The sequence below is a fragment of the Streptomyces sp. NPDC001816 genome, from assembly GCF_042892235.1.
GTDB lineage: Bacteria > Actinomycetota > Actinomycetes > Streptomycetales > Streptomycetaceae > Streptomyces.
The window spans coordinates 182,762-204,745 of the sequence record NZ_JBIATY010000013.1; the positions used below are offsets into that span (position 1 = coordinate 182,762).

Annotated in this window: 19 protein-coding genes; 6 read left to right on the forward strand and 13 right to left on the reverse strand. The window is 70.9% G+C overall.

Translation table 11 applies throughout. The features are described 5' to 3' along the window. Position 1: 1 nt before the first annotated feature. From zwf to pgl, 3 genes are read left to right on the forward strand one after another with little or no spacing between them, the layout of a single operon-like run. Positions 2-1,540, forward strand: coding sequence for a glucose-6-phosphate dehydrogenase (zwf, locus tag ACFYZZ_RS36255; protein ID WP_389185506.1), 1,539 nt, complete (start codon positions 2-4; stop codon positions 1,538-1,540). Continuing rightward, on the forward strand, positions 1,537-2,589 hold the full coding sequence (gene opcA / locus ACFYZZ_RS36260) for a glucose-6-phosphate dehydrogenase assembly protein OpcA (protein ID WP_389185508.1): 1,053 nt from the start codon (positions 1,537-1,539) through the stop codon (positions 2,587-2,589). Before zwf ends, opcA begins: the two co-directional genes overlap by 4 nt. Continuing rightward, positions 2,586-3,368, forward strand: a complete 783-nt coding sequence (gene pgl / locus ACFYZZ_RS36265; protein ID WP_386574073.1) for a 6-phosphogluconolactonase — start codon at positions 2,586-2,588, stop codon at positions 3,366-3,368. Before opcA ends, pgl begins: the two co-directional genes overlap by 4 nt. Positions 3,369-3,463: 95 nt before the next feature. Here pgl and ACFYZZ_RS36270 read toward each other — a convergent pair whose 3' ends face one another. The 5 genes from ACFYZZ_RS36270 to ACFYZZ_RS36290 form a co-directional block, all read right to left on the reverse strand. Continuing rightward, complete coding sequence (locus tag ACFYZZ_RS36270; protein WP_386574474.1) at positions 3,464-4,303, reverse strand: carbohydrate ABC transporter permease; 840 nt, start codon at positions 4,301-4,303, stop codon at positions 3,464-3,466. Between the two features lie 8 nt (positions 4,304-4,311). Further along, entirely contained in the window at positions 4,312-5,673 is a 1,362-nt protein-coding gene (locus tag ACFYZZ_RS36275; RefSeq protein ID WP_389185511.1) for an ABC transporter permease subunit, read from the reverse strand. Positions 5,674-5,681: 8 nt separating this feature from the next. Beyond that, a complete protein-coding gene (locus ACFYZZ_RS36280; protein ID WP_389185514.1) occupies positions 5,682-7,007 on the reverse strand; it encodes an ABC transporter substrate-binding protein in 1,326 nt (441 codons plus the stop codon). Between the two features lie 38 nt (positions 7,008-7,045). After that, entirely contained in the window at positions 7,046-8,713 is a 1,668-nt protein-coding gene (locus ACFYZZ_RS36285) for a glycoside hydrolase family 13 protein (RefSeq protein WP_389185517.1), read from the reverse strand. Positions 8,714-8,844: 131 nt separating this feature from the next. Continuing rightward, positions 8,845-10,110, reverse strand: a complete 1,266-nt coding sequence (locus ACFYZZ_RS36290) for an ABC transporter substrate-binding protein (RefSeq protein WP_389185520.1) — start codon at positions 10,108-10,110, stop codon at positions 8,845-8,847. Positions 10,111-10,239: 129 nt separating this feature from the next. On the opposite strand from ACFYZZ_RS36290, the gene ACFYZZ_RS36295 reads away from it, so the two are divergent. Genes ACFYZZ_RS36295 through ACFYZZ_RS36305 form a run of 3 tightly spaced genes read left to right on the forward strand, consistent with a single transcriptional unit; the run spans position 10,240 to position 13,819 of the window. Then, on the forward strand, positions 10,240-10,755 hold the full coding sequence (locus ACFYZZ_RS36295) for a PadR family transcriptional regulator (RefSeq protein WP_389185523.1): 516 nt from the start codon (positions 10,240-10,242) through the stop codon (positions 10,753-10,755). Then, complete coding sequence (locus ACFYZZ_RS36300) at positions 10,752-11,501, forward strand: ABC transporter ATP-binding protein (protein WP_389185526.1); 750 nt, start codon at positions 10,752-10,754, stop codon at positions 11,499-11,501. The genes ACFYZZ_RS36295 and ACFYZZ_RS36300 overlap by 4 nt, the downstream gene beginning before the upstream one ends. Before the next feature lie 35 nt (positions 11,502-11,536). Beyond that, entirely contained in the window at positions 11,537-13,819 is a 2,283-nt protein-coding gene (locus ACFYZZ_RS36305) for an FtsX-like permease family protein (protein ID WP_389185529.1), read from the forward strand. Between the two features lie 34 nt (positions 13,820-13,853). On the opposite strand, the gene ACFYZZ_RS36310 is transcribed toward ACFYZZ_RS36305, so the two are convergent. From ACFYZZ_RS36310 to gap, 8 genes are all read right to left on the reverse strand, one after another. Further along, entirely contained in the window at positions 13,854-14,609 is a 756-nt protein-coding gene (locus ACFYZZ_RS36310; protein ID WP_389185532.1) for a DsbA family protein, read from the reverse strand. Between the two features lie 91 nt (positions 14,610-14,700). Next, positions 14,701-16,353, reverse strand: a complete 1,653-nt coding sequence (gene pgi / locus ACFYZZ_RS36315) for a glucose-6-phosphate isomerase (protein WP_389185535.1) — start codon at positions 16,351-16,353, stop codon at positions 14,701-14,703. 75 nt (positions 16,354-16,428) lie between these two features. Further along, positions 16,429-17,691 carry an MFS transporter gene (locus tag ACFYZZ_RS36320; protein ID WP_389185537.1) on the reverse strand — a complete coding sequence of 421 codons (1,263 nt, stop codon included), beginning with the start codon at positions 17,689-17,691 and terminating at the stop codon, positions 16,429-16,431. Between the two features lie 124 nt (positions 17,692-17,815). Next, positions 17,816-18,103 carry an RNA polymerase-binding protein RbpA gene (locus tag ACFYZZ_RS36325; RefSeq protein WP_007448238.1) on the reverse strand — a complete coding sequence of 96 codons (288 nt, stop codon included), beginning with the start codon at positions 18,101-18,103 and terminating at the stop codon, positions 17,816-17,818. A gap of 257 nt (positions 18,104-18,360) precedes the next feature. Next, a complete protein-coding gene (secG, locus tag ACFYZZ_RS36330; protein WP_389185540.1) occupies positions 18,361-18,597 on the reverse strand; it encodes a preprotein translocase subunit SecG in 237 nt (78 codons plus the stop codon). Between the two features lie 96 nt (positions 18,598-18,693). Then, positions 18,694-19,470 carry a triose-phosphate isomerase gene (gene tpiA / locus ACFYZZ_RS36335; protein ID WP_389185543.1) on the reverse strand — a complete coding sequence of 259 codons (777 nt, stop codon included), beginning with the start codon at positions 19,468-19,470 and terminating at the stop codon, positions 18,694-18,696. Positions 19,471-19,475: 5 nt separating this feature from the next. Then, positions 19,476-20,687, reverse strand: coding sequence for a phosphoglycerate kinase (locus tag ACFYZZ_RS36340; protein ID WP_389185546.1), 1,212 nt, complete (start codon positions 20,685-20,687; stop codon positions 19,476-19,478). A gap of 147 nt (positions 20,688-20,834) precedes the next feature. Then, complete coding sequence (gene gap / locus ACFYZZ_RS36345) at positions 20,835-21,842, reverse strand: type I glyceraldehyde-3-phosphate dehydrogenase (RefSeq protein WP_389185549.1); 1,008 nt, start codon at positions 21,840-21,842, stop codon at positions 20,835-20,837. Positions 21,843-21,984 lie beyond the last annotated feature (142 nt).

The following is a 21,984-nucleotide window of genomic DNA, read 5'->3' on the forward strand; positions in this document are numbered from 1 at the left end:
GTTGTCACCCCTTGCTGGTTCCGGAGCGAACCCGCTTCGTGACCCCGCCGACCGACGGCTCCCGCGTATCGCGGGGCCGTCGGGCCTGGTGATCTTCGGCGTCACGGGCGACCTGTCCCGCAAGAAGCTGATGCCCGCGGTGTACGACCTCGCGAACCGCGGTCTGCTTCCGCCGGGCTTCTCCCTGGTGGGCTTCGCCCGCCGCGAGTGGGAGAACGAGGACTTCGCGGCCGAGGTCCACGACGCCGTCAAGGCGCACGCGCGGACGCCGTTCCGTGAGGAGGTCTGGCAGCAGCTCATCCAGGGGATGCGCTTCGTCCAGGGCACCTTCGACGACGACGACGCGTTCGAGCGGCTGCGCGCCACCATCGAGGAGCTGGACAAGGCACAGGGCACGGGCGGCAACTTCGCCTTCTACCTGTCGGTGCCGCCGCGCTCCTTCCCCGTGGTCATCCAGCAGCTGAAGAAGCACGGGCTGGCCGACCAGACCGGCGGCTCCTGGCGCCGCGCGGTCATCGAGAAGCCCTTCGGCCACGACCTGGAGTCGGCCGAGGAGCTGAACAAGGTCGTGCACGAGGTGTTCGAGCCGGACCAGGTGTTCCGGATCGACCACTACCTCGGCAAGGAGACCGTCCAGAACATCCTGGCGCTGCGCTTCGCCAACACGATGTTCGAGCCGATCTGGAACCGGTCCTTCGTGGACCATGTGCAGATCACCATGGCCGAGGACATCGGCATCGGCGGCCGCGCCGGCTACTACGACGGCATCGGCGCCGCCCGTGACGTCATCCAGAACCACCTGCTCCAGCTGCTCGCGCTGACCGCGATGGAGGAGCCCGCCTCCTTCGACGCGGACGCGCTGGCCGCCGAGAAGACCAAGGTGCTCGGCGCCGTCCGGCTGCCGAAGGACCTGGGCCGCTCCACCGTCCGCGGGCAGTACGCCGCGGGCTGGCAGGGCGGCGAGAAGGTCATCGGCTACCTCGAAGAGGACGGCATCGACCCGAAGTCGAAGACCGACACCTTCGCCGCGATCAAGCTGGGCATCGACAACCGCCGCTGGGCGGGTGTCCCCTTCTATCTGCGCACCGGCAAGCGTCTCGGCCGCCGCGTCACCGAGATCGCCGTCGTCTTCCAGCGGGCCCCTCACTCCCCCTTCGACCACACGGCGACGGAGGAGCTGGGCTCGAACGCGGTCGTCATCCGCGTCCAGCCGGACGAGGGCATCACGGTCCGCTTCGGCTCCAAGGTGCCGGGCACCTCGATGGAGATCCGGGACGTGTCCATGGACTTCGCGTACGGCGAGTCCTTCACGGAGTCCAGCCCGGAGGCCTACGAACGGCTGATCCTGGACGTGCTGCTGGGCGACGCCAACCTCTTCCCGCGCACGGAGGAGGTCGAGCTGTCCTGGAAGATCCTCGACCCGATCGAGGAGTACTGGGACAAGCACGGCAGGCCCGCGCAGTACCCGTCGGGCACCTGGGGCCCCGCCGAGGCGGACGAGATGCTCGCACGAGACGGACGGAGCTGGCGCCGGCCATGAAGATAGACCTGACCGGCACCACCGCCGGCGAGATCAACAAGGCGCTCGTGCAGGGCCGCCGGGCCATCGGCACTCCGGCCGTCGGCATGGTCCTGACCCTCGTCATCGTCACCGACGAGGAGAACGCGTACGACGCCCTGAAGGCCGCCAACGACGCCTCGCGCGAGCACCCCTCGCGCACGCTGGTGGTCATCAAGCGCGTCTCCCGCTCCCCGCGCAACCGTACGTCGTCCCGGCTGGACGCCGAGGTGCGGGTGGGCGCGGACGCGGGCACCGGCGAGACGGTGGTGCTGCGGCTGTACGGCGAGGTGTCCGACCACGCCGACTCGGTCGTCCTGCCGCTGCTGCTGCCGGACGCCCCGGTCGTCGTCTGGTGGCCGGCGAACGCCCCGCTGGACCCGGCCAAGGACCCGCTGGGCGCGCTGGCCCAGCGCCGGGTCACCGACACCTACGCCGCCGAGCAGCCGGTACGGGAGCTGTCCGCCCGTGCCGAGACCTACACGCCAGGCGACACCGACCTGTCCTGGACCCGGATCACGCCGTGGCGCTCGATGCTGGCGGCGGCCCTGGACCAGGTGGTCTGCGAGGTGAAGGCCGTCGAGGTGGAGGGCGAGGAGTTCAACCCGAGCTGTGAGCTGCTGGCGATGTGGCTCGCGGACCGGCTGGACGTCCCCGTGCGGCGCTCGCTGTCCTCGGGCCCGGGTCTGACCGCCGTCCGCATCGACACCAGCTGCGGTCCGATCGTCCTGGACCGGGCCGACGGCTCGCTGGCCACCCTGGCCATCGACGGCCAGCCGGCCCGCGCGGTCGCGCTCAAGCGGCGGGACACCGCCGAGCTGATCGCGGAGGAGCTGCGCCGCCTCGACCCGGACGACACCTACGCGTCGGCGCTGCGCTACGGCGTGGAGCGGCTGAACCCGGGCACCGGACCCGCCGCGGCGGAGCCGGTGGCACAGGCCGGGACGGGGGCCGAGGCGGAGGTCGCCGCGGCGCCCGCGAAGAAGGCGGCCGCGAAGAAGGCCCCGGCGAAGAAGGCGGCGGCGAAGTGAGCACTCCGCAGCTGGTCGTGCACCGCGACAAGGAACTGATGGCGCAGGCGGCCGCGGCCCGTCTGATCACGAAGATCGTGGACGCGCAGGCCTCCCGGGGCCACGCGTCCGTGGTCCTCACGGGTGGCCGCAACGGCAATGGCCTGCTGGCCGCGCTGGCGGCGGCCCCCGCCCGGGATGCCGTCGACTGGAGCCGGCTCGACCTCTGGTGGGGCGACGAGCGCTACCTCCCCGAGGGCGACCCGGAGCGCAATGTCACGCAGGCCCGCGAGGCCCTGCTGGACGCCGTGCCGGTGGACCCGGAGCGCGTGCACGCCATGCCCGCATCCGACGGGCCGTACGGTGCGGACGTGGAGGCGGCCGCGGAGGCCTACGCGGCGGAACTGGCGAAGGCGGCCGGCCCGGAGAACCACGGGGCCGTTCCCTCCTTCGACGTGCTGATGCTGGGCGTCGGCCCGGACACCCACGTGGCCTCGCTCTTCCCGGAGCTGCCCGCGGTGCGCGAGACGGAGCGGACGGTGGTCGGCGTGCACGGCGCCCCCAAGCCGCCGCCGACCCGGGTCTCGCTGACCCTCCCGGCGATCCGCTCGGCCCGTGAGGTCTGGCTGCTCGCGGCCGGCGAGGACAAGGCCCAGGCCGTGGCCATCGCCCTGTCGGGCGCGGGCGAGGTCCAGGCACCGGCGGCGGGCGCGTACGGCAGGCAGCGCACGCTGTGGCTGCTCGACGCTGCCGCGGCTTCACAGCTGCCTCGGTCGCTGTACCCGCCGGCGTCCCCGTAAGTTGCGGTGACCGTCCAGGGGGCTCCGCCCCCTGGACCCCCGTGGGCATAGGCCGGGGGTCCAGGGGGCGGAGCCCCCTGGCTGTGTCGGGGTGACTACTTGACCGACCCCGCCATCACCCCCTGCACAAAGTGCCGCTGGAACGCGAAGAACACCACCACCGGCACGATCAGGGACAGAAACGCGCCCGGGGCCAGGACATCGATGTTGCTGCCGAACTGGCGGATCTGGGACTGGAGTTCAACCGTCAGCGGCTGGGACGAGCTGTCGGCGAAGAGCAGGGCGACCAACATGTCGTTCCAGACCCACAGGAACTGGAAGATGGCGAGGCTGGCGATGGCCGGGCGGCCCACCGGCAGGACCAGACGGGTGAAGATGCGCCACTCGCTGCCACCGTCCATGCGCGCGGCCTCCAGCATCTCCTTCGGCATCTCCGCGAAGTAGTTCCGCAGCAGGAACACCGCGAAGGGCAGGCCGTAGGCGACGTGGAAGAGGACCACGCCGGGGATCGTGCCGAACAGGCCCAGTTGGCCGAAGAGTTTGGCCACCGGCAGCAGGCCGATCTGCACCGGCACCACCAACAGGGCCACCACCAGCAGGAACAGCGGTTCGCGGCCGGGGAAGTCCAGCCAGGCGAAGGCGTATCCGGCGAGCGCCGCGATGACGACGACCAGGGCGGTCGTCGGCACCGAGATCAGCACGGTGTTCCAGAACGCCTGGGTCATGCCGGAGTTCTTCAGCAGCGCCGAGTAGTTGTCGAAGGACAACTGGCCGGGGCTCGCCAGGGCGGTCCACCAGCCGCCCTTCGCCGTGTCCTGGGCCGACCGGAGGGACGACACGAACAGTCCCGCCAGCGGAGTCAGCCAGACCAGGCCGATCACCACGAGGAACGCCTGCACCAGGCCGTTGCCCAGGCCGCGCCTGACCGTGTTCATGGCCGAGTTCATCGCTGACTCCTTCGGAAGCGGCGGACGTTGAAGACCATCGCGGGAATCACCAGGAGCAGGAGCAGCACACCGAGGGCACTGCCCAGGCCCTGGTTGTTGCCACCGCCGAAGGACACCAGCCACATCTGGGTCGCGAGGACGGTGGCGTCCTCCTGCACCGGTCCCGGCGCGATGATGTAGACGAGGTCGAAGACCTTCATCACGTTGATCACGAGGGTCACGAACACGACGGTCAGCACGGGGGCGAGCAGCGGGACCGTGATCCTGCGGAAGATCTGCCACTCGTTCGCGCCGTCCATCCGGGCGGCTTCCAGCGCGTCCCGTGGGAGGGTCGACAGGCCCGCGCCGATCAGCACCATCGCGAAGCCGGTCCAGATCCACAGGTACGCGCCGATGATCGCCGGTGTGACGAGCGTCGGGCCGAGCCAGGAGACTCCCTGGTAGGGCGGAGCAAAGTTCGACGCGGGCAGCTTCACGGTGTACGAGCCCTGGTCGAGCCCGGAGAAGCGGAAGGAGCCGTCGAACGCGGACGTGGTGCTCGCGACCGTCTTTCCGTCGCGCAGCGCCTCGACCTTCATGCCGGGCAGGCCGCGCTCCTTCGGGTCGACCCTGCCCTGCTTCCCTCCCCCGCCGGGCGTGAAGTCCAGGTAGACCACGCCGCGCAGTTCGTCGGCCGCTGCCGTGCGGGCCGCGGCCGGATAGGCGGGCGAGGTGCCCTTCGGCAGGTCCTTGGGCAGGACGCCCACCAGGCCGAGGGCCACCGAGTGCCCCGGGGACAGGTCCGCGTCCGTCAGATACGAGCCGTCCCGGCCCGGGCTGAGGCCCTGCCCGTCGCGCGCCCGGGCCGTCGGATACGACGAGGTCCCCGTGAAGGCGTCGTGGACGGAGACCACGGCCGCGTTGAGGACGCCCTTGTCCGGGTCCTCGTCGTAGGCGAGCCGGAAGATGATGCCGGCGGCGAGGAAGGACACGGCCATCGGCATGAACAGCAGGAGCTTGAAGGCGGTGGCCCAGCGCACCTTCTCCACCAACACGGCCAGGATCAGGCCGAGGCCGGTGAGCAGGGCCGGGGCCACGACGACCCAGATGGTGGTGTTGCGGATGGCCTTCAGGGTGGCCGGGTCGCGGAACATCTCGGCGTAGTTGTCGCCGCCGACGAACCGGGTGCCGGAGGCGTCGAAGAAGCTGCGGCCGACGGAGAACAGCACCGGGTAGACGACGAGGGCGCCGAGCAGGAGCAGGGCGGGGAAGACGAAGAGCAGGGCGACGGTGCGGGCGCGCCGCCGGCCGCGGCGCCCGCGGGCCGCGCCTGCGGCCCGCGGGTTCGCCTGTCGCTCGGCGAGTGTGGTGGCGGTCATCTGTCCGCTCAGCCCTGGTAGGCCTTGGCCGCCGCGGACTCCAGCTTCGCCGCGGTGCCCTTCGGGTCGGAGGGGTCGCGCAGGAAGTCCTGGAGGAGCTTCCACTCGCCGGCGCCCTTGGTGCCGCCGAAGGCGGCCGGTGCCTGGTCGGACATGTCGAAGCGGACCGAGTCCCCGGCCGAGACGAGGGACCTGGCGGTGGCCCGGGTGACGTCGTCGCTGTAGGAGGCGAGGTCGAGCTTCTTGTTCGGGGACAGGAAGCCGCCCGCCTTCGCCCACACGGCCGCCGCCTCCGGGGTGGCCAGGTATTCCAGGAGCTTCATGCCCGCCTTGGCGTTCTTGCCGTCCTTGAGGACGACGGCCGCGTCGCCGCCGCTGACCACCGGTGCCGTGCCGCCGCCGACCGCCGGGAACGGGAAGAAGTTCGCGTCCTTGCCGATGGTCTTCTGGAACTGGTCGTGGGCGACGCCGGCGACGAAGTCGCCCTCGTAGACCAGGCCGGCCTCGGGCTTGGGCCCGAAGACCTTCTCGACCGAGCTGGGGAAGTCGGTGTTCAGCGCCCCCTTCTGGCCGCCGGCGATCAGCTGCTTGTCCTTGAAGAGCTTGCCGAGCGTGGTGAGCGCCTTGACGACCGAGGCGTCCGTCCACTTCAGCTTGTGGGCGGCGAGGGCGTCGTACTTCTCGGGTCCGGCCTGGGAGAGGTAGATGTTCTCGAACCAGTCGGTGAGCGTCCAGCCGTCCTGACCTGCGACGGCGAAGGCCGAGAGCCCGGAGTCGGAGACGGTGTGCCCGGCCTTGAGCATCTCGTCGTAGGTCTTGGGCGGCTTGACGCCGGCCTGGGCGAGGGCGTCGGGGCTGTACCAGACCGTCGACTTGTGGGCGGCCTTGAAGTAGAGGCCGTAGAGGGTGCCGCCGACGCTGCCGTACTTCTTCCACACGGGCGCGAAGTCGGCGTCGACCGTCTGCCCGGCGGTCGGGGACAGCGGCTTGAGCCAGCCCTTCTGTGCGAACTGCTGGAGCACGCCGACCTGCGGGACCATGACGACGTCGGGCGCGTTGCCGCCCTCGATCTTGCTGCCGACGACCGTGGAGACGTTGTCGCCGGTGGAGACGAACTGCGTCTTGGCGCCGGTCTTCGCGGTGAACGCGTCGAGCACCTTCTGGAAGTTCTTCTGCTCGCTGCCGGACCAGACGCCGGCCACGGTGACCGTCTGGCCGCTGAGCGCCTTGTCGCCACCTCCCGCGGTGACCGGGCCGCCGCCGCAGGCGGTCGCGCCGAGGGCCAGGGCGAGGGCGGTGCAGCTGGTGAGCAGGGTGGTACGGCGTCGCATCATCGTTGATGTCCCTTCGAGGGGTGTGAGTTGGCGGAGGATCAGAGGTCGGAGTCGCTCAGCCACCAGGCGGCCGTCGAGCCGGGCAGCACCCCGGCCGGACAGGAACCGCTGGACAACAGGGGGGTACCGGAGACCGGCGCGGGCGTGGGGGACGTACCGAAGTTGACGGCGCAGACGAGGTCGTCGCCGCGGACGAAGGCGAGGACGCCCGGCGGGGTGTCCAGCCAGCGCAGCGCACCCTCGCCCAACTGGGGCAGCGAGGCGCGGAGTTGGAGGCCGTCGCGGTACAGGTGCCAGAAGGAGCGGGTGTCGGCGAGAGCGCGGTCGGTGGCGTACTCGGCGAAGTACGACGGCTGCGGCAGCCACGGCTTGGCGCTCTCGGCGCCGGAGGTGAAGCCGAACGGGGAGGCCTGCCCGGACCAGGGCAGGGGCACCCGGCAGCCGTCGCGGATGCGGGCGCGGCTTCCGGTGCGGCGGAAGATCGGGTCGGTGAGCACGTCGTCGGGCAGGTCGACGACCTCGGGCAGACCCAGTTCCTCGCCCTGGTAGATGTACGCGGCTCCGGGCAGCGCCAGCATCAGCAGCGCGGCGGCGCGGGCGCGGGCGGGGCCGAGGCCGCTGCCCTCGGTGGCGGGTTCGCCGTAGCGGGTGACGGTGCGGACCTGGTCGTGGTTGTTGAGGACCCAGGTGACCGTCGAGCCCGTGCCGGCTATGTCCTGCATGGCCTCGGAGACGACCTTGCGGAAGGCGTCGGCGTCCCAGGCCGCGCCGAGCAGGTCGAAGAAGAAGGCCTGGTGGAGTTCGTCCGGGCGGACGTACTGGGCGTGTTCGCGGGCGGTGGGGACCGAGACCTCGCCGACCAGCAGCCGCTCGCGTCCGTCGTGTGCCGTGTACTCCTCGCACACCGCGCGCCAGTGCCGCCACACGTCGTGCACCTCGGGCTGGTTCCAGGCGAGCGGGTTGACCGAGTCGCGGGTGCGGGCGTCGGCCTCCGGGTCGTCGGAGTCGGGCAGTTCGGGGTGCTTGTAGAGGCCGGCGGCGACGTCGATGCGGAAGCCGTCCACGCCGCGGTCCAGCCAGAAGCGCAGGACGCGGTCGAACTCGGCGGGGATCTCGGGGTTGCGCCAGTTCCAGTCGGGCTGTTCGGGCGTGAACATGTGCAGGTACCACTGGCCGGGGCGGCCGTCCGCGTCCGTGATCCGGGTCCAGGCCGGGCCGCCGAACATGGCGTGCCAGTTGTTGGGCGGCTCGCTGCCGTCCGGGCCGCGGCCGTCGGCGAAGTGGAAGCGGGCTCGGGCCGGGCTGCCGGGCTCGGCGGCGAGGGCCTCGCGGAACCACGGGTGCTCGCTGGAGCAGTGGTTGGGGACGATGTCCAGGAGCACCCTGACGCCGAGCCGCCGGGCGGCCGCCATGAGCAGGTCGAACTCGGCGAGGTCGCCGAAGAGCGGGTCGACGCCGCAGTAGTCGGCGACGTCGTAGCCGTGGTCGTGCTGGGGCGAGGGGTAGAAGGGGCTCAGCCAGATCCCGTCGACGCCGAGCTTCTTCAGGTACGGCAGTCCCGCGCGGACTCCGGCCAGATCGCCGATGCCGTCGCCGGTGCTGTCGAGGAAGCTGCGGACGTAGACCTGGTAGATCACCGCGTCACGCCACCAATGATGCCTGTTCAACCCTGTGGCCTGTCTCTGTGAAGGGCAGCAGTTATGCATGCATGTTAGGTAGGTGTGTCGCGAGGGTGTCAATGAAAAGAACGAAGGCTACTGGGGAGTTGGGGTAACAAATACGGACTTACCGGGGCACTCTGGAGCCAGATGAGATATCCGCGTTACCTAACAAGTAACTAGCGACTGGAGACGGCGGCCAGCTCGCGCGCGAGTCGGCGCACCGCGGCCGCGGGCGTCTCGTGCCCGGTCAGCGCGTCCTGCACGACCGCCTGCACCACCAGGCTGACCTGGTCGTAGTGCGGACTCTTGGGGCGCGGAGCGGCCGTGAGGACGGCCGTGCGCAGGGTCGGCAGATAGGGGAACTTCCGTACCAGCGCGGGATCTTCGTAGAGCGCGGCGCGCACGGGAGGCAGCGAGCCCCGGGTGAGCACCTGGCGCTGGACGCCCTCGCTGGTGAGGTACGCGATCAGGCGCGCGGCCGAGTCGGGGTGCCGGGCATGGGTGTTGACCGCCAGATTGGAGCCGCCGAGGACGCTCTTGCCCGGACCGTCGGGCCCGGGCAGCGGTACGGCGCCGATCCGGCCGGCGACCTTGGAGCCCCTGGCCGAGGCCACGGCGTAGGCGTAGGGCCAGTTGCGCAGGAAGAGCAGCCGGCCGTCCTGGAAGGCCTGTTTGGACTCCTCTTCCTTGTACGTCAGCGCCGCCTTCGGGATCCAGCCCTCGCGCAGACCGCGGGCGAGGAAGCCGATGCCCTCGCGGGCCGCGTCCGAGTCGACGGTCACGCGGGTGCCCTCGTCGCCGAGGATGGAGCCGCCCGCCGAGTACACGGCCTCGGCCGCGTTGACGGTCAGGCCCTCGTAGGGCAGGAGCTGGCCCGCGTAGCCGTCCAGGCCGTACTTCGGCGCGATGGTCTTCGCGTCGTGCTCCAGCTCGGCCCAGGTGCGCGGCGGCGGCACGCCCTCCTTGGCGAGGACGTCCTTGCGGTACAGCAGCAGCCCGGCGTTGGTGACGTACGGCACGGCGTACAGCCGCCCTTCGTACGTGGCCGTGTCCACGACCGGCCGCAGGAAGCTCTTCAGCGGGAAGCGGTCGCGCGGCAGCGGGCGGATCCAGCCGGCGGCCGCGAACTCCGAGGTCCAGTTGACGTCGATGTTGAGCACGTCGAACCGGCCCCGGTCGCCGCCGCGCAGGTCGGTGGTCATCTGCGCGTGGGTCTCGTCGGCGGAGTCCGGCAGCTCGACGAGGGTGACCCTCTCCGCGGGATGCGTACGGTTCCAGCCCGCAAGGAGCGGACCGAGGTAGCCGGTGAGGTCACCGGCGGTGGCCAGGGTGAGCGGACCGGTCCGGTCACCCTCGTCGGCATGCGCACCGGAGGCCGTGTACCCGGACAGGACCACGGCCAGAACAAGGAGCCCCCTACCGGCGGCGCGCATCCACCGCATAGGTTCCTCCCTGAACACGTACACCCGGCCACGGGCACCCTCGCCCGACGGTCAGAGGCCATGTATACCTGTTAGGTATGGGCGATACTAGGGCCTGGAGCACATTGAGCAGACAGGAGGAGAGCACGAGTGCGCCTTGCCCTCCTGGCACTCCTGGCACGTGGCCCGGCCCACGGCTACGAGCTGAAGCAGGACCTTGAGCAACTGCTGGGCTCCGCGTACCCTCAGCCGAACGTCGGCCAGATCTACGTGACCCTCGGCCGCCTCGAGAAGTCGGGACTGATCGCGGGCGAGGACGTCGAGCAGGCCAGCCGGCCCAACAAGAAGGTCTACCACCTCACCGACGCCGGGCGGGAGGCGCTGCACGCCTGGTTCGAGGAGACCGAGGACGAGCCGCGGGTCCGGGACGAGTTCTTCATGAAGCTCGCGCTCGCCCCGCAGACCGGTCTCGTCGAGCAGATCGCCCTCATCAACAAGCAGCGGCGCCAGTACCTCAACACCATGCGCAACCTGTCGAAGCTGGCCGCGGCCGAGAACCGGGACAACCGAATCGCCCATCTGCTCATAGAGGGCGCGATGCTGCACCTGCAGGCCGACCTCGACTGGCTGGAGCGGTGCCAGGAGGAACTGGAGGAGCTGGAGTGAGCGACGCCCACGCTCCTGTGCTGCGCGCCGAAGGTCTGGTGAAGACCCACCACGGCGAGGGCGCGCCCGCGCGTGCCGTCCGTGGGGTCGACCTGAGCGTCGAGCGGGGCGAGTTCGTGGCGATCACCGGACCGTCCGGCGCCGGCAAGTCCACGCTGCTGCACCTGCTCGGCGGCCTGCAGCGGCCGGACGAGGGCAGCATCTGGCTCGACGGCCGGTGCACGGACTCCTTCAGCGAGGCGCGCTGGGCGGTGGAGCGCAGGAAGGCCATCGGGATCGTCTTCCAGTTCTTCAACCTGGTGTCGAACCTGTCGGTCGCCGACAACGTCGAGCTGCCCGCCCTGCTCGCCGGCGTCCCGCCGAAGCGGGCCCGGGCCGAGCGCGAGACGCTCCTTTCCGAGCTGGGTCTGCAGGGCAAGGAGCGCAGCATGCCGGGCGAGCTGTCCGGCGGCGAACAGCAGCGGGTCGCGCTCGCCCGCGCCCTGGTCAACCACCCGCCGCTGCTGCTCGCGGACGAGCCCGCCGGCAGCCTCGACAGCAAGGGCACCCGTGAGGTGATGCGGCTGCTGTCCCGCTTCCACGGGCGCGGCCAGACCATCGTGCTGGTCACCCACGACGCCCGGCTGGCCAGCGCCGCAGACCGGGTGATCAGCTTCTTCGACGGCCGCATAGCCGACGACGCCGCACTGGACGCCGCCCCGTCCCGCAAGCCCGGGACCTCGGGTGTGCTGGAGCTGAGGGACTGATGGCGCGCCGACTGCCCAGGGCCGGGGACTGAGCCGTGCGAGCCACCCTGCGCTGGGCCCACTCCGATCTGCGCACGCACCGCGGCGAGGCGCTGTTCATCACGCTCGCCACCGCCGGCATCGTCGCCTCGCTGCTGCTGGCCGCCGCCCTCTTCGGCTACGCCACCAACCCGTGGCAGCGGACCTTCACCCAGGCACGCGGGGCCCACGTCTGGATCCACACGGCAGCCTCCACCGACGCCCGGCGGCTCGCCCGGCTGGACGGCGTCGAGTCCGTCGCCGGCCCCTACCGGACCGAGGCCGCCACCGTCGCCTCCCGCGGCACCCGCGCCGCCGTGGAGCTGCGCGGCACCCCGCAGCTGCCCGCCGTCGGGCGCCCGCTGCTCACCGCCGGCCGGTGGCTGGACCCGGCGCAGCCGGACGGCGTGGTCCTGGAGACCCGGCTGGCCCGGGCCCTGCTGGCCGAGCCCGGCGACACCCTCACGCTCCCCGGCACCGCCCGCACGCTCACCGTCGAGGGCATCGCCGACAGCGCGGAGCCCGGCTACAGCCCGGGCGCCCAGCCGGGGCTCGTCTGGGCGCTGCCGTCCGCCGTGCGGGCCCCCGGCGGCCAGGTGACCGGGCTGCGCCTGAAGGACCCCTCCGACACGGACTACGCGGTCCAGCGCGCGGTCACCGTGCTGGGCGCGGGCGCGGTCGGCGAGGTCTCCACCTGGCAGCAGGCGCGGGCCGACGCACAGGGCGAGAACCGGCTCCTCGGCCAGGTGCTCGGCCTGTTCGGGATCGGCGCCCTGGTGGCCGCGGGATTCGCGGTGCACGGGGCGATCGGCACCCGCATCCGGGGCCATCTGCGGGACATCTCGGTGCTGAAGGCGATCGGCTTCACGCCGGGCCAGGTCGTACGGATCTTCCTGCTCCAGCATCTGGCGTACGCCGCGCTGGGTGCGGTGGCCGCAGCCGCGGTGACCGAGAGTCTCGGCACCCGGGTCCCTGGGCGGCTCGGCGACGCGGTGGGCGTGTGGCAGGGGTTGCCGGGGCACACCGTGGCGCTGTCCGCGGTGCCCGTGGCAGCGGTGCTGTTCATCGGCCTGACCACGGGACTCGCGGCCTGGCGGGCGGGCCGGGTGCCTCCGGTGCCGGTGCCCCGCCCGTCGGCTCCGGCGGGCGGCCGGCTGACCGGCCTGGCCCGCCGTGCCCTGGGGCTGCGGCTGCCGGCCGCGCTGGTCCTGGGCTGCCACAAGGCGTTCGCCGGCCGCGGCCGGTCGCTGGCCGGCGTGGCCCGGCTGACGCTTCCGCTGCTGCTGATCGTGGTGGCGCTCAGCGCATGGACCACCATCGACCGGTTCCACAGCAGCCCGGAACGGGTGGGCCTGCCGACGGCGCTCACCCTCCGCTCGGACGGCAATCTGAGCGACCCGGACGTGCGGGCCCTGCTGGCGGCGAACCACCAGGTCACCGCCGCCTACCCGGGCGTCGAACTCGCCGCGCTGGTCCCCGGTCAGACCGGGACGATCGCCCTGCGCGGCCTCGGCACGCGCTCGCAGCCCTACCCCTACACCCTCGCCGAGGGCCGGGCCGCGCACGGACCGGACGAGGCCGTGGCCGGCCAGGGCCTGCTGGACCTGCTGCATGTGCGGGTCGGCGACTGGGTGCGGATGACGCTGGGCGAGCAGCCGCAGATCCTGCACATCGTGGGCCGCAGCATCGAACCGCAGAACGCCGGCCGGGTCGTGACGACCTCCCTGGACACCCTGCGCGAGAACGACCCGCGGCTGTCCCCGGCCTTCTACCAGCTGCGGCTGCGCCCTGGCGCCGACCCGCATCAGGTCGCCTCCGCCCTGGCCACAGCCGGAAACGGGCACCTGGACGTGCACGCCGTGACCAACCCGGCCGACGGGCTGTCCCCGCTGCGCGCGGTCGTCGCCGGGCTCATCGCCGTGCTCGCCCTCATCGGGCTCGTCGAGCTGCTCACCGCGATCGGCGGAAGCGTCCGGGAGGGCGAGCGCGACATGCTCGCTCTCCGGGCGATCGGCATGTCCCCTCGGCAGATCACCGCGATCACCGTCACGGCGACGACCTGCACGGCCCTGGCCGCGGTCCTCGCCGGTACGGCCCTGGGGCTGCCGCTGGCGCACCGGCTGATCGACGCCCAGGGCAGCTCCAACGGCATCGGCGCCGGCATCGCCCAGTCGCCCTCGCCCGGCCTGCTGCTCCTGCTGGCCGCGGGCGCCGTACTGGGAGCCGCGGCCCTGGCCGCCCTCCCCGCGGCCCGGGCGGCCCGCCGCCGCCTGGCGGACACGCTGAGCGCGGTGGCCTGAGCCCGGTTCCGCAGGCCCGGAAATCGGCGTCCTGCTACTTCCCCGGCCCCGCCCCGAACTTCAACAGCAGCAGGCCGAACACGTCCGGATCGAACAGCACACCGTTGCTCTCCGGCGGGACGCGTACGTCGTTGATCTCGGCGGTGGGGGTGCCCGGTCCCTGCGGATCCCGGGTCCCGCCCGCGCGTACGTACGCCTTCTGGGCGGCGGTCACGAACGAGCGGTACTTCATGGTTGTGACGGCCGAGTCGAACGCCTTGCCGCGCAGCCCGGGGATCCGCCCTGCCAGCTTGAGCAGGTAGGCGTCGGTGAATCCGTCGACGCTCTCGGCGGGCTGGTTGGCGTACAGCAGGTCGTGGTACTCGGCGAACTTGCCCGCGTCCAGCGCGGCCCGCAGGGCGTTGACCGCCTTCTTGGAGCCGTTGCCGCCGAGCCGGTCGTCCAGGAAGGAGGCGAGGGTGTACTCGGTCTTCGCCCCCCGCCGGATCATGGCCTCGCGCAGTCGCGGGGCTCCCCCGGTGCTTTCGAACTCCTCGCAGACCGGGCACCGCAGATCCTCGTACAGGTGCACGGTCACCCTGGCGTGCGGGTCACCGACGGTGATGGTCGTCCCGTCCGCCTCCAGCCGCTCCGGCACGGCTTCCAGTCCGGAATAGGCCGGCTTGGTCTCCGCCATGACCGCGGGCCCGCTGCTCTCCGCCTCCGGCTGCTGGTCTCTGCTGCCGCAGCCCACCGCCGACACTCCCAACACGGCCACCGCGACTGCCGCGGCGAACCTCCTGCGTCTCACGCGTGTCCTCCCCTGAATCCAGGGGAACCCTAGGGGACGCGCACAGAAAACGCACAGAAGAATCGTCCGCGGCAGCGCTCGGGCGATGGCGTCAGCTACGGCCGCGCAGCTCCCGGTACTTCGCGACCAGGGCCTTCGTGGAGACGTCCAGGCCGGGGACTTCAGTGCCCTCGGTCAGGGCCGGCTCGACGCGCTTGGCGAGGACCTTGCCCAGCTCCACGCCCCACTGGTCGAAGGAGTCGATGTTCCAGACGGCGCCCTGGACGAACACCTTGTGCTCGTAGAGCGCGACGAGCTGGCCGAGCACCGACGGGGTCAGCTCGCGCGCGAGGATCGTGGTCGTCGGCCGGTTGCCCGGGAACGTCTTGTGCGGGACCAGCTCCTCGGGCACGCCCTCCGCACGGACCTCCTCGGCCGTCTTGCCGAACGCGAGGGCCTGGGTCTGGGCGAAGAAGTTGGCCATCAACAGGTCGTGCTGGGCCTTGAGTTCACCGCTCAGCTCGGCGACCGGCTCGGCGAAGCCGATGAAGTCCGCCGGGATCAGCTTGGTGCCCTGGTGGATCAACTGGTAGTAGGCGTGCTGTCCGTTGGTGCCGGGCGTGCCCCAGACCACCGGGCCGGTCTGCCACTCGACCCTCTTGCCGTCCCGCGCCACGTACTTGCCATTGGACTCCATGTCCAGCTGCTGCAGGTACGCCGTGAACTTGGACAGGTAGTGGCTGTACGGCAGCACCGCGTGCGACTGGGCGTCGTGGAAGTTGTCGTACCAGATGCCCAACAGGCCCAGGAGCAGTGGCACGTTGGACTCGGCGGGCGCGGTGCGGAAGTGGTCGTCGATCAGGCGGAAGCCGTCGAGCATCTCCCGGAAGCGGTCGGGCCCGATGGCGATCATCAGGGACAGGCCGATCGCGGAGTCGTAGGAGTAGCGGCCGCCGACCCAGTCCCAGAACTCGAACATGTTGGCCGTGTCGATGCCGAACTCGGCGACCTTCTCGGCGTTGGTCGACAGGGCCACGAAGTGCTTGGCCACCGCGGACTCGGCACCGAGCGCGTCCAGCAGCCACTTCCGGGCCGAGGTGGCGTTGGTGATCGTCTCGATGGTGGTGAAGGTCTTGGAGGCGATGATGAACAGCGTCTCGGCCGGGTCCAGGTCGCGGGTGGCCTCGTGCAGGTCGGCGCCGTCCACGTTGGAGACGAAGCGGACGGTGAGGTCGCGGTCGGTGAAGCTGCGCAGCACCTCGTAGGCCATCGCGGGACCCAGGTCGGAGCCGCCGATGCCGACGTTGATCACGTTCTTGATGCGCTTGCCGGTGTGCCCCGTCCACGCGCCCGAACGCACGCGCTCGGCGAAGTCGCTCATCCTGTCCAGGACGGCGTGCACGGCCGGGACGACGTTCTCCCCGTCGACCTCGATCACCGCGTCCCGTGGGGCGCGCAGCGCGGTGTGCAGCACCGCCCGGTTCTCGGTGACGTTGATCTTCTGGCCGCGGAACATGGCGTCCCTGAGGCCGAAGACGTCCGTCGCGGCGGCCAGCTCACGCAGCAGCCGCAGCGTCTCGTCGGTGACCAGGTGCTTCGAGTAGTCGATGTACAGGTCGCCGACCTGCAGGGTGTATCCGGCGCCACGCTCCTGATCGGCGGCGAACAGCTCGCGCAGATGGGTGTCGGCCAGCTCCTCCCGGTGCTTGGTGAGAGCGGTCCACTCGGGCGTCTGGTTGAGCCTGGTACGTCCGTCTGCGTTCATATCCGACTTCAGCCTTCTTTCCTGCAACCTGTCCTGTTGCGTACCTTGCCCCGCTGCCGGTTCCAACCTAGTTGATCAGTGGGTGCCCTGAGCTGCTGCGGCGCCGTCCTGCGGGGCAACAACAGGTACGTCCGGCTTACGCGCGGGTATCAGCGCGATGACGGCGAGGACGAAGAAGCCGGCCGCGAGCAGCGGCGGGGTGTTGCGGCCCCAGGCGGTCGCGACGGCGCCGCCCAGCAGGGCGCCCAGGGGCACTCCGGCGCAGGCCAGGGTCCGGAAGGCCGCGGCGACCCGGCCGAGCAGCTCGGCGGGGCTGCGCTCCTGCATCAGGGTCGTCGTGTTGACGTTCCACACCATGCCCATGACCCCGAAGACGGCGAGCGCCCCCACCAGCACGGCCAGGCTGCGCACGGTGCCCATGACGACGAGCGACCCGGTCTGCACCGCGCCGGCGAGCAGGACGGAGCCCGTCCGGCCGAGGCGGTCCACCAGCCGGCCGTTCACCAGACCTCCGGCCAGGTTGCCCAGGGTGACGGCGGTGCCCGCTGCCGCGAATCCGGCAGGTCCCGCGTCCAGCCAGCCGGTGACCAGGACGACCAGGGTGGCGAGCAGTGCGCCCATGCCGATGTTGCACAGGGCGGTGGCGGCACAGAGTCCGCGCAGGGCGCCGTCGCGCCACAGTGTGCGCAGTCCGTCCGCGATGTCCCGGCGCAGGGTGCCGCCCCCGGGGCCGGCCGCCCGCCGGGTGACCGGGAGGGTGGCGACCAGGGCGGCGGCCACCAGGAACGTGGCCGCGTCGACGGCGAAGGGGAGGGCTGCCCCGGCGGCGATCAGCAGCGGCACGGCCGGCGCGCCGAGCAGTCCGCCGGCGATCCGCTGTCCGGTCATCAGCCGGGCGTTCGCGCTGCCGAGGGCCTCGGCCTCCACCAGAGCGGGCAGCAGGGCCGTGGACGCGTTGTCGAACAGCGTCTGGAGCGTGGTCAGGGTGAAGGCCAGCAGGATCAGCAGGCCGATCGAGGCCTGCCCCAGCGCGACGGCCACCGCGAATCCGGCGACCAGGAGGCCCCGCAGCGCGTCCACCGTCCACATGGCCCGCCGCTGGTCCACCCGGTCGGCGACGGCGCCGCCGAGCAGCCCGAAGACGATCCAGGGCAGATAGCCGCAGGCGGTGACCGAGGCGATGAGCAGGGGCTTGTCGGTCAGCGAGGCGGCCAGCAGCGGCAGCGCGGCCGTACGCAGCGCGTCACCGAAGCTGGAGAGCACCGCGGCACTCCACAGCCGCCCGAATCCCCCGCGCCACGCGAGCACACCCGACTCCGCCACTCCGGCCCCCGTCACAACTCCCCCTCGCGGTTCACGCCTTCACGAAAACCGTAGGGGGTGCCACTGACAGTCGGCCGGACCTGCGGGGAGGAACGGCTTCGGCCAGGCACCGTGTGGGGCACCCGGCCGATGACAAGTCCTAGATCTCGCCGCGCAGTTTCGCGAGCGCCTCCGCGAGGATCGCCTCGCCGTCCGCATCGCTGCGCCGCTCCCGTACGTACGCGAGGTGCGTCTTGTACGGCTCGGTGCGCGGCGGGTCCGGCGGGTTGTCCCGGTCCTGGCCGGCCGGGAAGCCGCAGCGCGGGCAGTCCCAGGTCTCGGGCACCTGTGCGTCGCTGGCGAAGCTCGGCTGCGTCTCGTGCCCGTTGGAGCACCAGAAGGAGATGCGCAGACGCGGCGCGGACTCGCCGCGCTCGGCCTCGCCCATCGGCCCCGCCCCGACCCGACTTCCTCGGATCGCGTTGCCACTTGCCACGGTGTAACTCCCTGCGTGATGGTGCCGCGAAGCGAGTCGGCGTTCCGCTTCGCCGCGAGCGCCTCAGTCTACGTAAGGCCCAACGCGCGTCCAGTGATTGGAGTTACAGCCCCCACACCTAGACGCAAGCCCCATGATAGGCCGCGCTCAGGAGCGCGTACCGAACATGGGGCCTTACGTACGGAATGTATGTGCTTGCGAGACGCCGATCAGCTGGTCGTCTTCATCAGGATGCCGAGGACGACGATGCACGCGAACCAGAGCAGACCGATCACGATGGTGATGCGGTCGAGGTTGCGCTCGGCGACCGAGGAGCCGCCGACGGACGACTGCATGCCGCCACCGAACATGTCGGAGAGGCCGCCGCCCTTCCCCTTGTGCATCAGCACCAGCAGCATCAGCAGCAGGCTGAAGACGATCAGGGCGATCGAGAACCCCAAAACCACGGCTGGACCAACTTCCTCGGATTCGGATGAACGACGGGGACACAGCACCACGGCTGTGTCCCCGCCAGGGTACGACGGATCGCGTCTAGCGCATACTCACTGGTCGCGGAAGCGCACGATCTTGACGAACTCGTCGGCGTCCAGCGAGGCACCGCCCACCAGGGCGCCGTCGATGTCGGCCTGCGCCATGATCTCGGCGACGTTGCCGGACTTCACGGAGCCGCCGTACTGGATGCGGACCTGGTCGGCCAGCTCCTGGGAGTACAGCTCGGCGATCTTGGCGCGGATGGCGGCGCAGACCTCCTGAGCGTCCTCGGCGCCGCAGACCTTGCCGGTACCGATGGCCCAGACGGGCTCGTAGGCGATCACGATGGTCTCGGCCTGCTCGGCCGGGAGGTCCTTCAGACCGCCCTCGACCTGGGCGAGGGTGTGGGTGACGTGGTTGCCCGCCTCACGGACGTCCAGCTCCTCGCCGACGCACATGATCGGGGTCAGACCGTGCTTGTAGGCGGCCTTGACCTTGGCGTTCACGACCTCGTCGGTCTCGTTGTGGTACTGGCGGCGCTCGGAGTGCCCGATGGCCACGTAGGTGCACTTCAGCTTGGCCAGCATCGGGCCCGAGATCTCGCCCGTGTAGGCGCCGGAGTCGTGCGCCGAGAGGTCCTGGGCGCCGTACTTGATCTTGAGCTTGTCGCCGTCGACCAGGGTCTGCACGGAGCGCAGGTCGGTGAAGGGCGGCAGGACGGCGACCTCGACGGCCTCGTAGTCCTTGTCGGCCAGGGCGAAGGCGAGCTTCTGGACGTGGGCGATGGCCTCGAGGTGGTTGAGGTTCATCTTCCAGTTGCCCGCCATCAGCGGCGTGCGCGTGCTCATGTAGGTCAGTCCTCCAGTGCGGCGAGGCCGGGGAGCGTCTTGCCCTCGAGGTATTCGAGGGAGGCGCCGCCACCGGTCGAGATGTGGCCGAATGCGTTCTCGTCGAAGCCGAGCGTACGCACGGCCGCGGCGGAGTCGCCGCCACCGACGACGCTGAAGCCGTCGGATTCCACGAGGGCCTGGGCGACCGCCTTGGTGCCCTCGGCGTAGTCGGGGTGCTCGAAGACACCCATGGGACCGTTCCAGAACACGGTCCGGGCGTCGGCGAGCTTCGAGGCGTACAGCTCTCGGGTCCTGGGGCCGATGTCCAGCCCCTCCTGGTCGGCGGGGATCTTGTCCGCGTCGACCACGGTGTTCTCGGTGGGAGCCTTGGCCTTCAGGTCCGGGAACTCCCGGGAGACCACGACGTCCACGGGGAGCAGCAGCTCGACGCCCTGCTTCTGAGCACGCTCCATGTACTCGGTGACGGCCGGGACCTGGTCCTCCTGGAGGAGGGAGATGCCGACCTCGTAGCCCTTGGCCTTGAGGAAGGTGTAGGCCATGCCGCCGCCGATGAGGAGGCGGTCGGCCTTGCCGAGCAGCTCGTCGATGACGGCGAGCTTGTCGGAGACCTTGGCACCGCCGAGCGCGACGACGTAGGGGCGCTCGACGTCCTCGGTGAGCTTCTTCAGGACGCCGACCTCGGTGGCGATCAGGTAGCCGGCGTAGTGCGGCAGGCGGGCCGGGAGGTCGTAGACCGAGGCGTGCCCCCGGTGCACCGCGCCGAAGCCGTCACCGACGTAGACGTCGGCGAGGGCCGCGAGCCGGTCGGCGAACTCGCCGCGCTCGGTGTCGTCCTTGGAGGTCTCGCCGGCGTTGAAGCGCAGGTTCTCGATGACCGCGACCTGGCCGGGCTGCAGGCCGTTCACGGCGTCGTGGGCGGCGGGGCCGACGGTGTCCTGGGCGAACGCGACCGGCGCGCCGAGGAGTTCACCGAGCCGCTCGGCGGCGGGCAGCAGCGAGAAGGCGGGGTCCGGGGCGCCCTTGGGACGGCCCAGGTGCGAGGCGACGACCACCTTGGCGCCCGCCTCGGCGAGGGCCTTGACGGTGGGCAGGACGGCGCGGATGCGGCCGTCGTCGGTGATGACGCCGTCGGCGAGCGGGACGTTGAGGTCGGCACGGACGAAGACCCGCTTGCCGTCCACGCCCGCGGAGAGAAGTTCGTCGATGGTCTTCATGAGAGGGGACTCCTGAGGGCTCTTGTTCCTACGAGGGCCGATCTTCGCAGGTCGGCCGGGGCGGCCTGCACGCGCGTCAGGGCTCGGGCAGCGCGACGGTGCGCTGCCCGAGCCCTGCGTGACGCATCAGCGGCCTGCTGCGGCCGATCAGAGCTGGGTGCCGACGAAGACCGTCAGGTCCACGAGGCGGTTGGAGTAGCCCCACTCGTTGTCGTACCAACCGATGACCTTCACGTTCTTGCCGTCCTGGACCATGGTCAGGGACGAGTCGAACGTGCAGGACGCCGGGGCGTTGACGATGTCGGAGGAGACGATCGGGTCCTCGGTGTACTCCAGGATGCCCTTGAGCTCGCCCTCGGCGGCCTTCTGGAAGGCGGCGTTGATCTCTTCCTTGGTGACCTCGCGGCCGAGCTCCAGGACGAGGTCGGTGACCGAGCCGGTGGGGACCGGGACGCGCATGGCGATGCCGTCCAGCTTGCCCTTGAGCTGCGGGAGGACCAGGGCGGTGGCCTTGGCGGCACCGGTGGTGGTCGGGATGATGTTCTCGGCGGCGGCACGGGCGCGGCGCAGGTCCTTGTGCGGGAAGTCGAGGATGCGCTGGTCGTTCGTGTACGCGTGCACCGTGGTCATCAGACCCTTGACGATGCCGAAGTTCTCGTCGAGGACCTTCGCCATCGGCGCCACACAGTTGGTGGTGCAGGAGGCGTTGGAGATGACGTGGTGGTTCGCCGGGTCGTACTTGTCCTGGTTGACGCCCATCACGATGGTGATGTCCTCGCCGGAGGCCGGAGCCGAGATGAGGACCTTCTTGGCGCCGCCGGCGATGTGCTTCGCGGCGTCATCCTTCTTGGTGAAGATGCCGGTCGACTCGATGACGATGTCGACGCCCAGCTCGCCCCAGGGGATGTCGGCCGGGTTGCGCTCGGAGAGCACCTTGATGGTGTGACCGTCGACGGTGATGGTGTCGGCGGTGTGGGACACCTCCTGCTTCAGACGGCCCAGGATGGTGTCGTACTTCAGCAGGTGAGCGGTGGTCGCGGTGTCACCCAGGTCGTTGACAGCCACGATCTCGATGTCGGCACCCTGCTCCAGCAGTGCGCGGAAGTAGTTACGCCCGATACGGCCGAAGCCGTTGATGCCTACGCGGATCGTCACGAACCGATCTCCTCGTTGGTACGCCGGCCATGCGGTGCCGGCGAGCTGTATTTGGGATGTCCCCGACCACCCCCGACCCTACCCCTCTGGGGGCCCCGCGGTGACATCGAGATGCCGCATAAAAGGGCAGGCGGTCCGTACC

What these genes read in the sequence shown, in the direction of transcription:
- opcA (WP_389185508.1), top strand. Translation starts at nt 1,537, where the DNA reads ATGAAGATAGACCTGACCGGCACCACCGCCGGCGAGATCAACAAGGCG.
- ACFYZZ_RS36270 (WP_386574474.1), bottom strand. Translation starts at nt 4,303, where the DNA reads ATGAACACGGTCAGGCGCGGCCTGGGCAACGGCCTGGTGCAGGCGTTC.
- ACFYZZ_RS36275 (WP_389185511.1), bottom strand. Translation starts at nt 5,673, where the DNA reads ATGACCGCCACCACACTCGCCGAGCGACAGGCGAACCCGCGGGCCGCA.
- ACFYZZ_RS36280 (WP_389185514.1), bottom strand. Translation starts at nt 7,007, where the DNA reads ATGATGCGACGCCGTACCACCCTGCTCACCAGCTGCACCGCCCTCGCC.
- ACFYZZ_RS36285 (WP_389185517.1), bottom strand. Translation starts at nt 8,713, where the DNA reads ATGCATAACTGCTGCCCTTCACAGAGACAGGCCACAGGGTTGAACAGG.
- ACFYZZ_RS36290 (WP_389185520.1), bottom strand. Translation starts at nt 10,110, where the DNA reads ATGCGGTGGATGCGCGCCGCCGGTAGGGGGCTCCTTGTTCTGGCCGTG.
- pgi (WP_389185535.1), bottom strand. Translation starts at nt 16,353, where the DNA reads ATGAACGCAGACGGACGTACCAGGCTCAACCAGACGCCCGAGTGGACC.
- ACFYZZ_RS36325 (WP_007448238.1), bottom strand. Translation starts at nt 18,103, where the DNA reads ATGGGCGAGGCCGAGCGCGGCGAGTCCGCGCCGCGTCTGCGCATCTCC.
- tpiA (WP_389185543.1), bottom strand. Translation starts at nt 19,470, where the DNA reads ATGAGCACGCGCACGCCGCTGATGGCGGGCAACTGGAAGATGAACCTC.
- ACFYZZ_RS36340 (WP_389185546.1), bottom strand. Translation starts at nt 20,687, where the DNA reads ATGAAGACCATCGACGAACTTCTCTCCGCGGGCGTGGACGGCAAGCGG.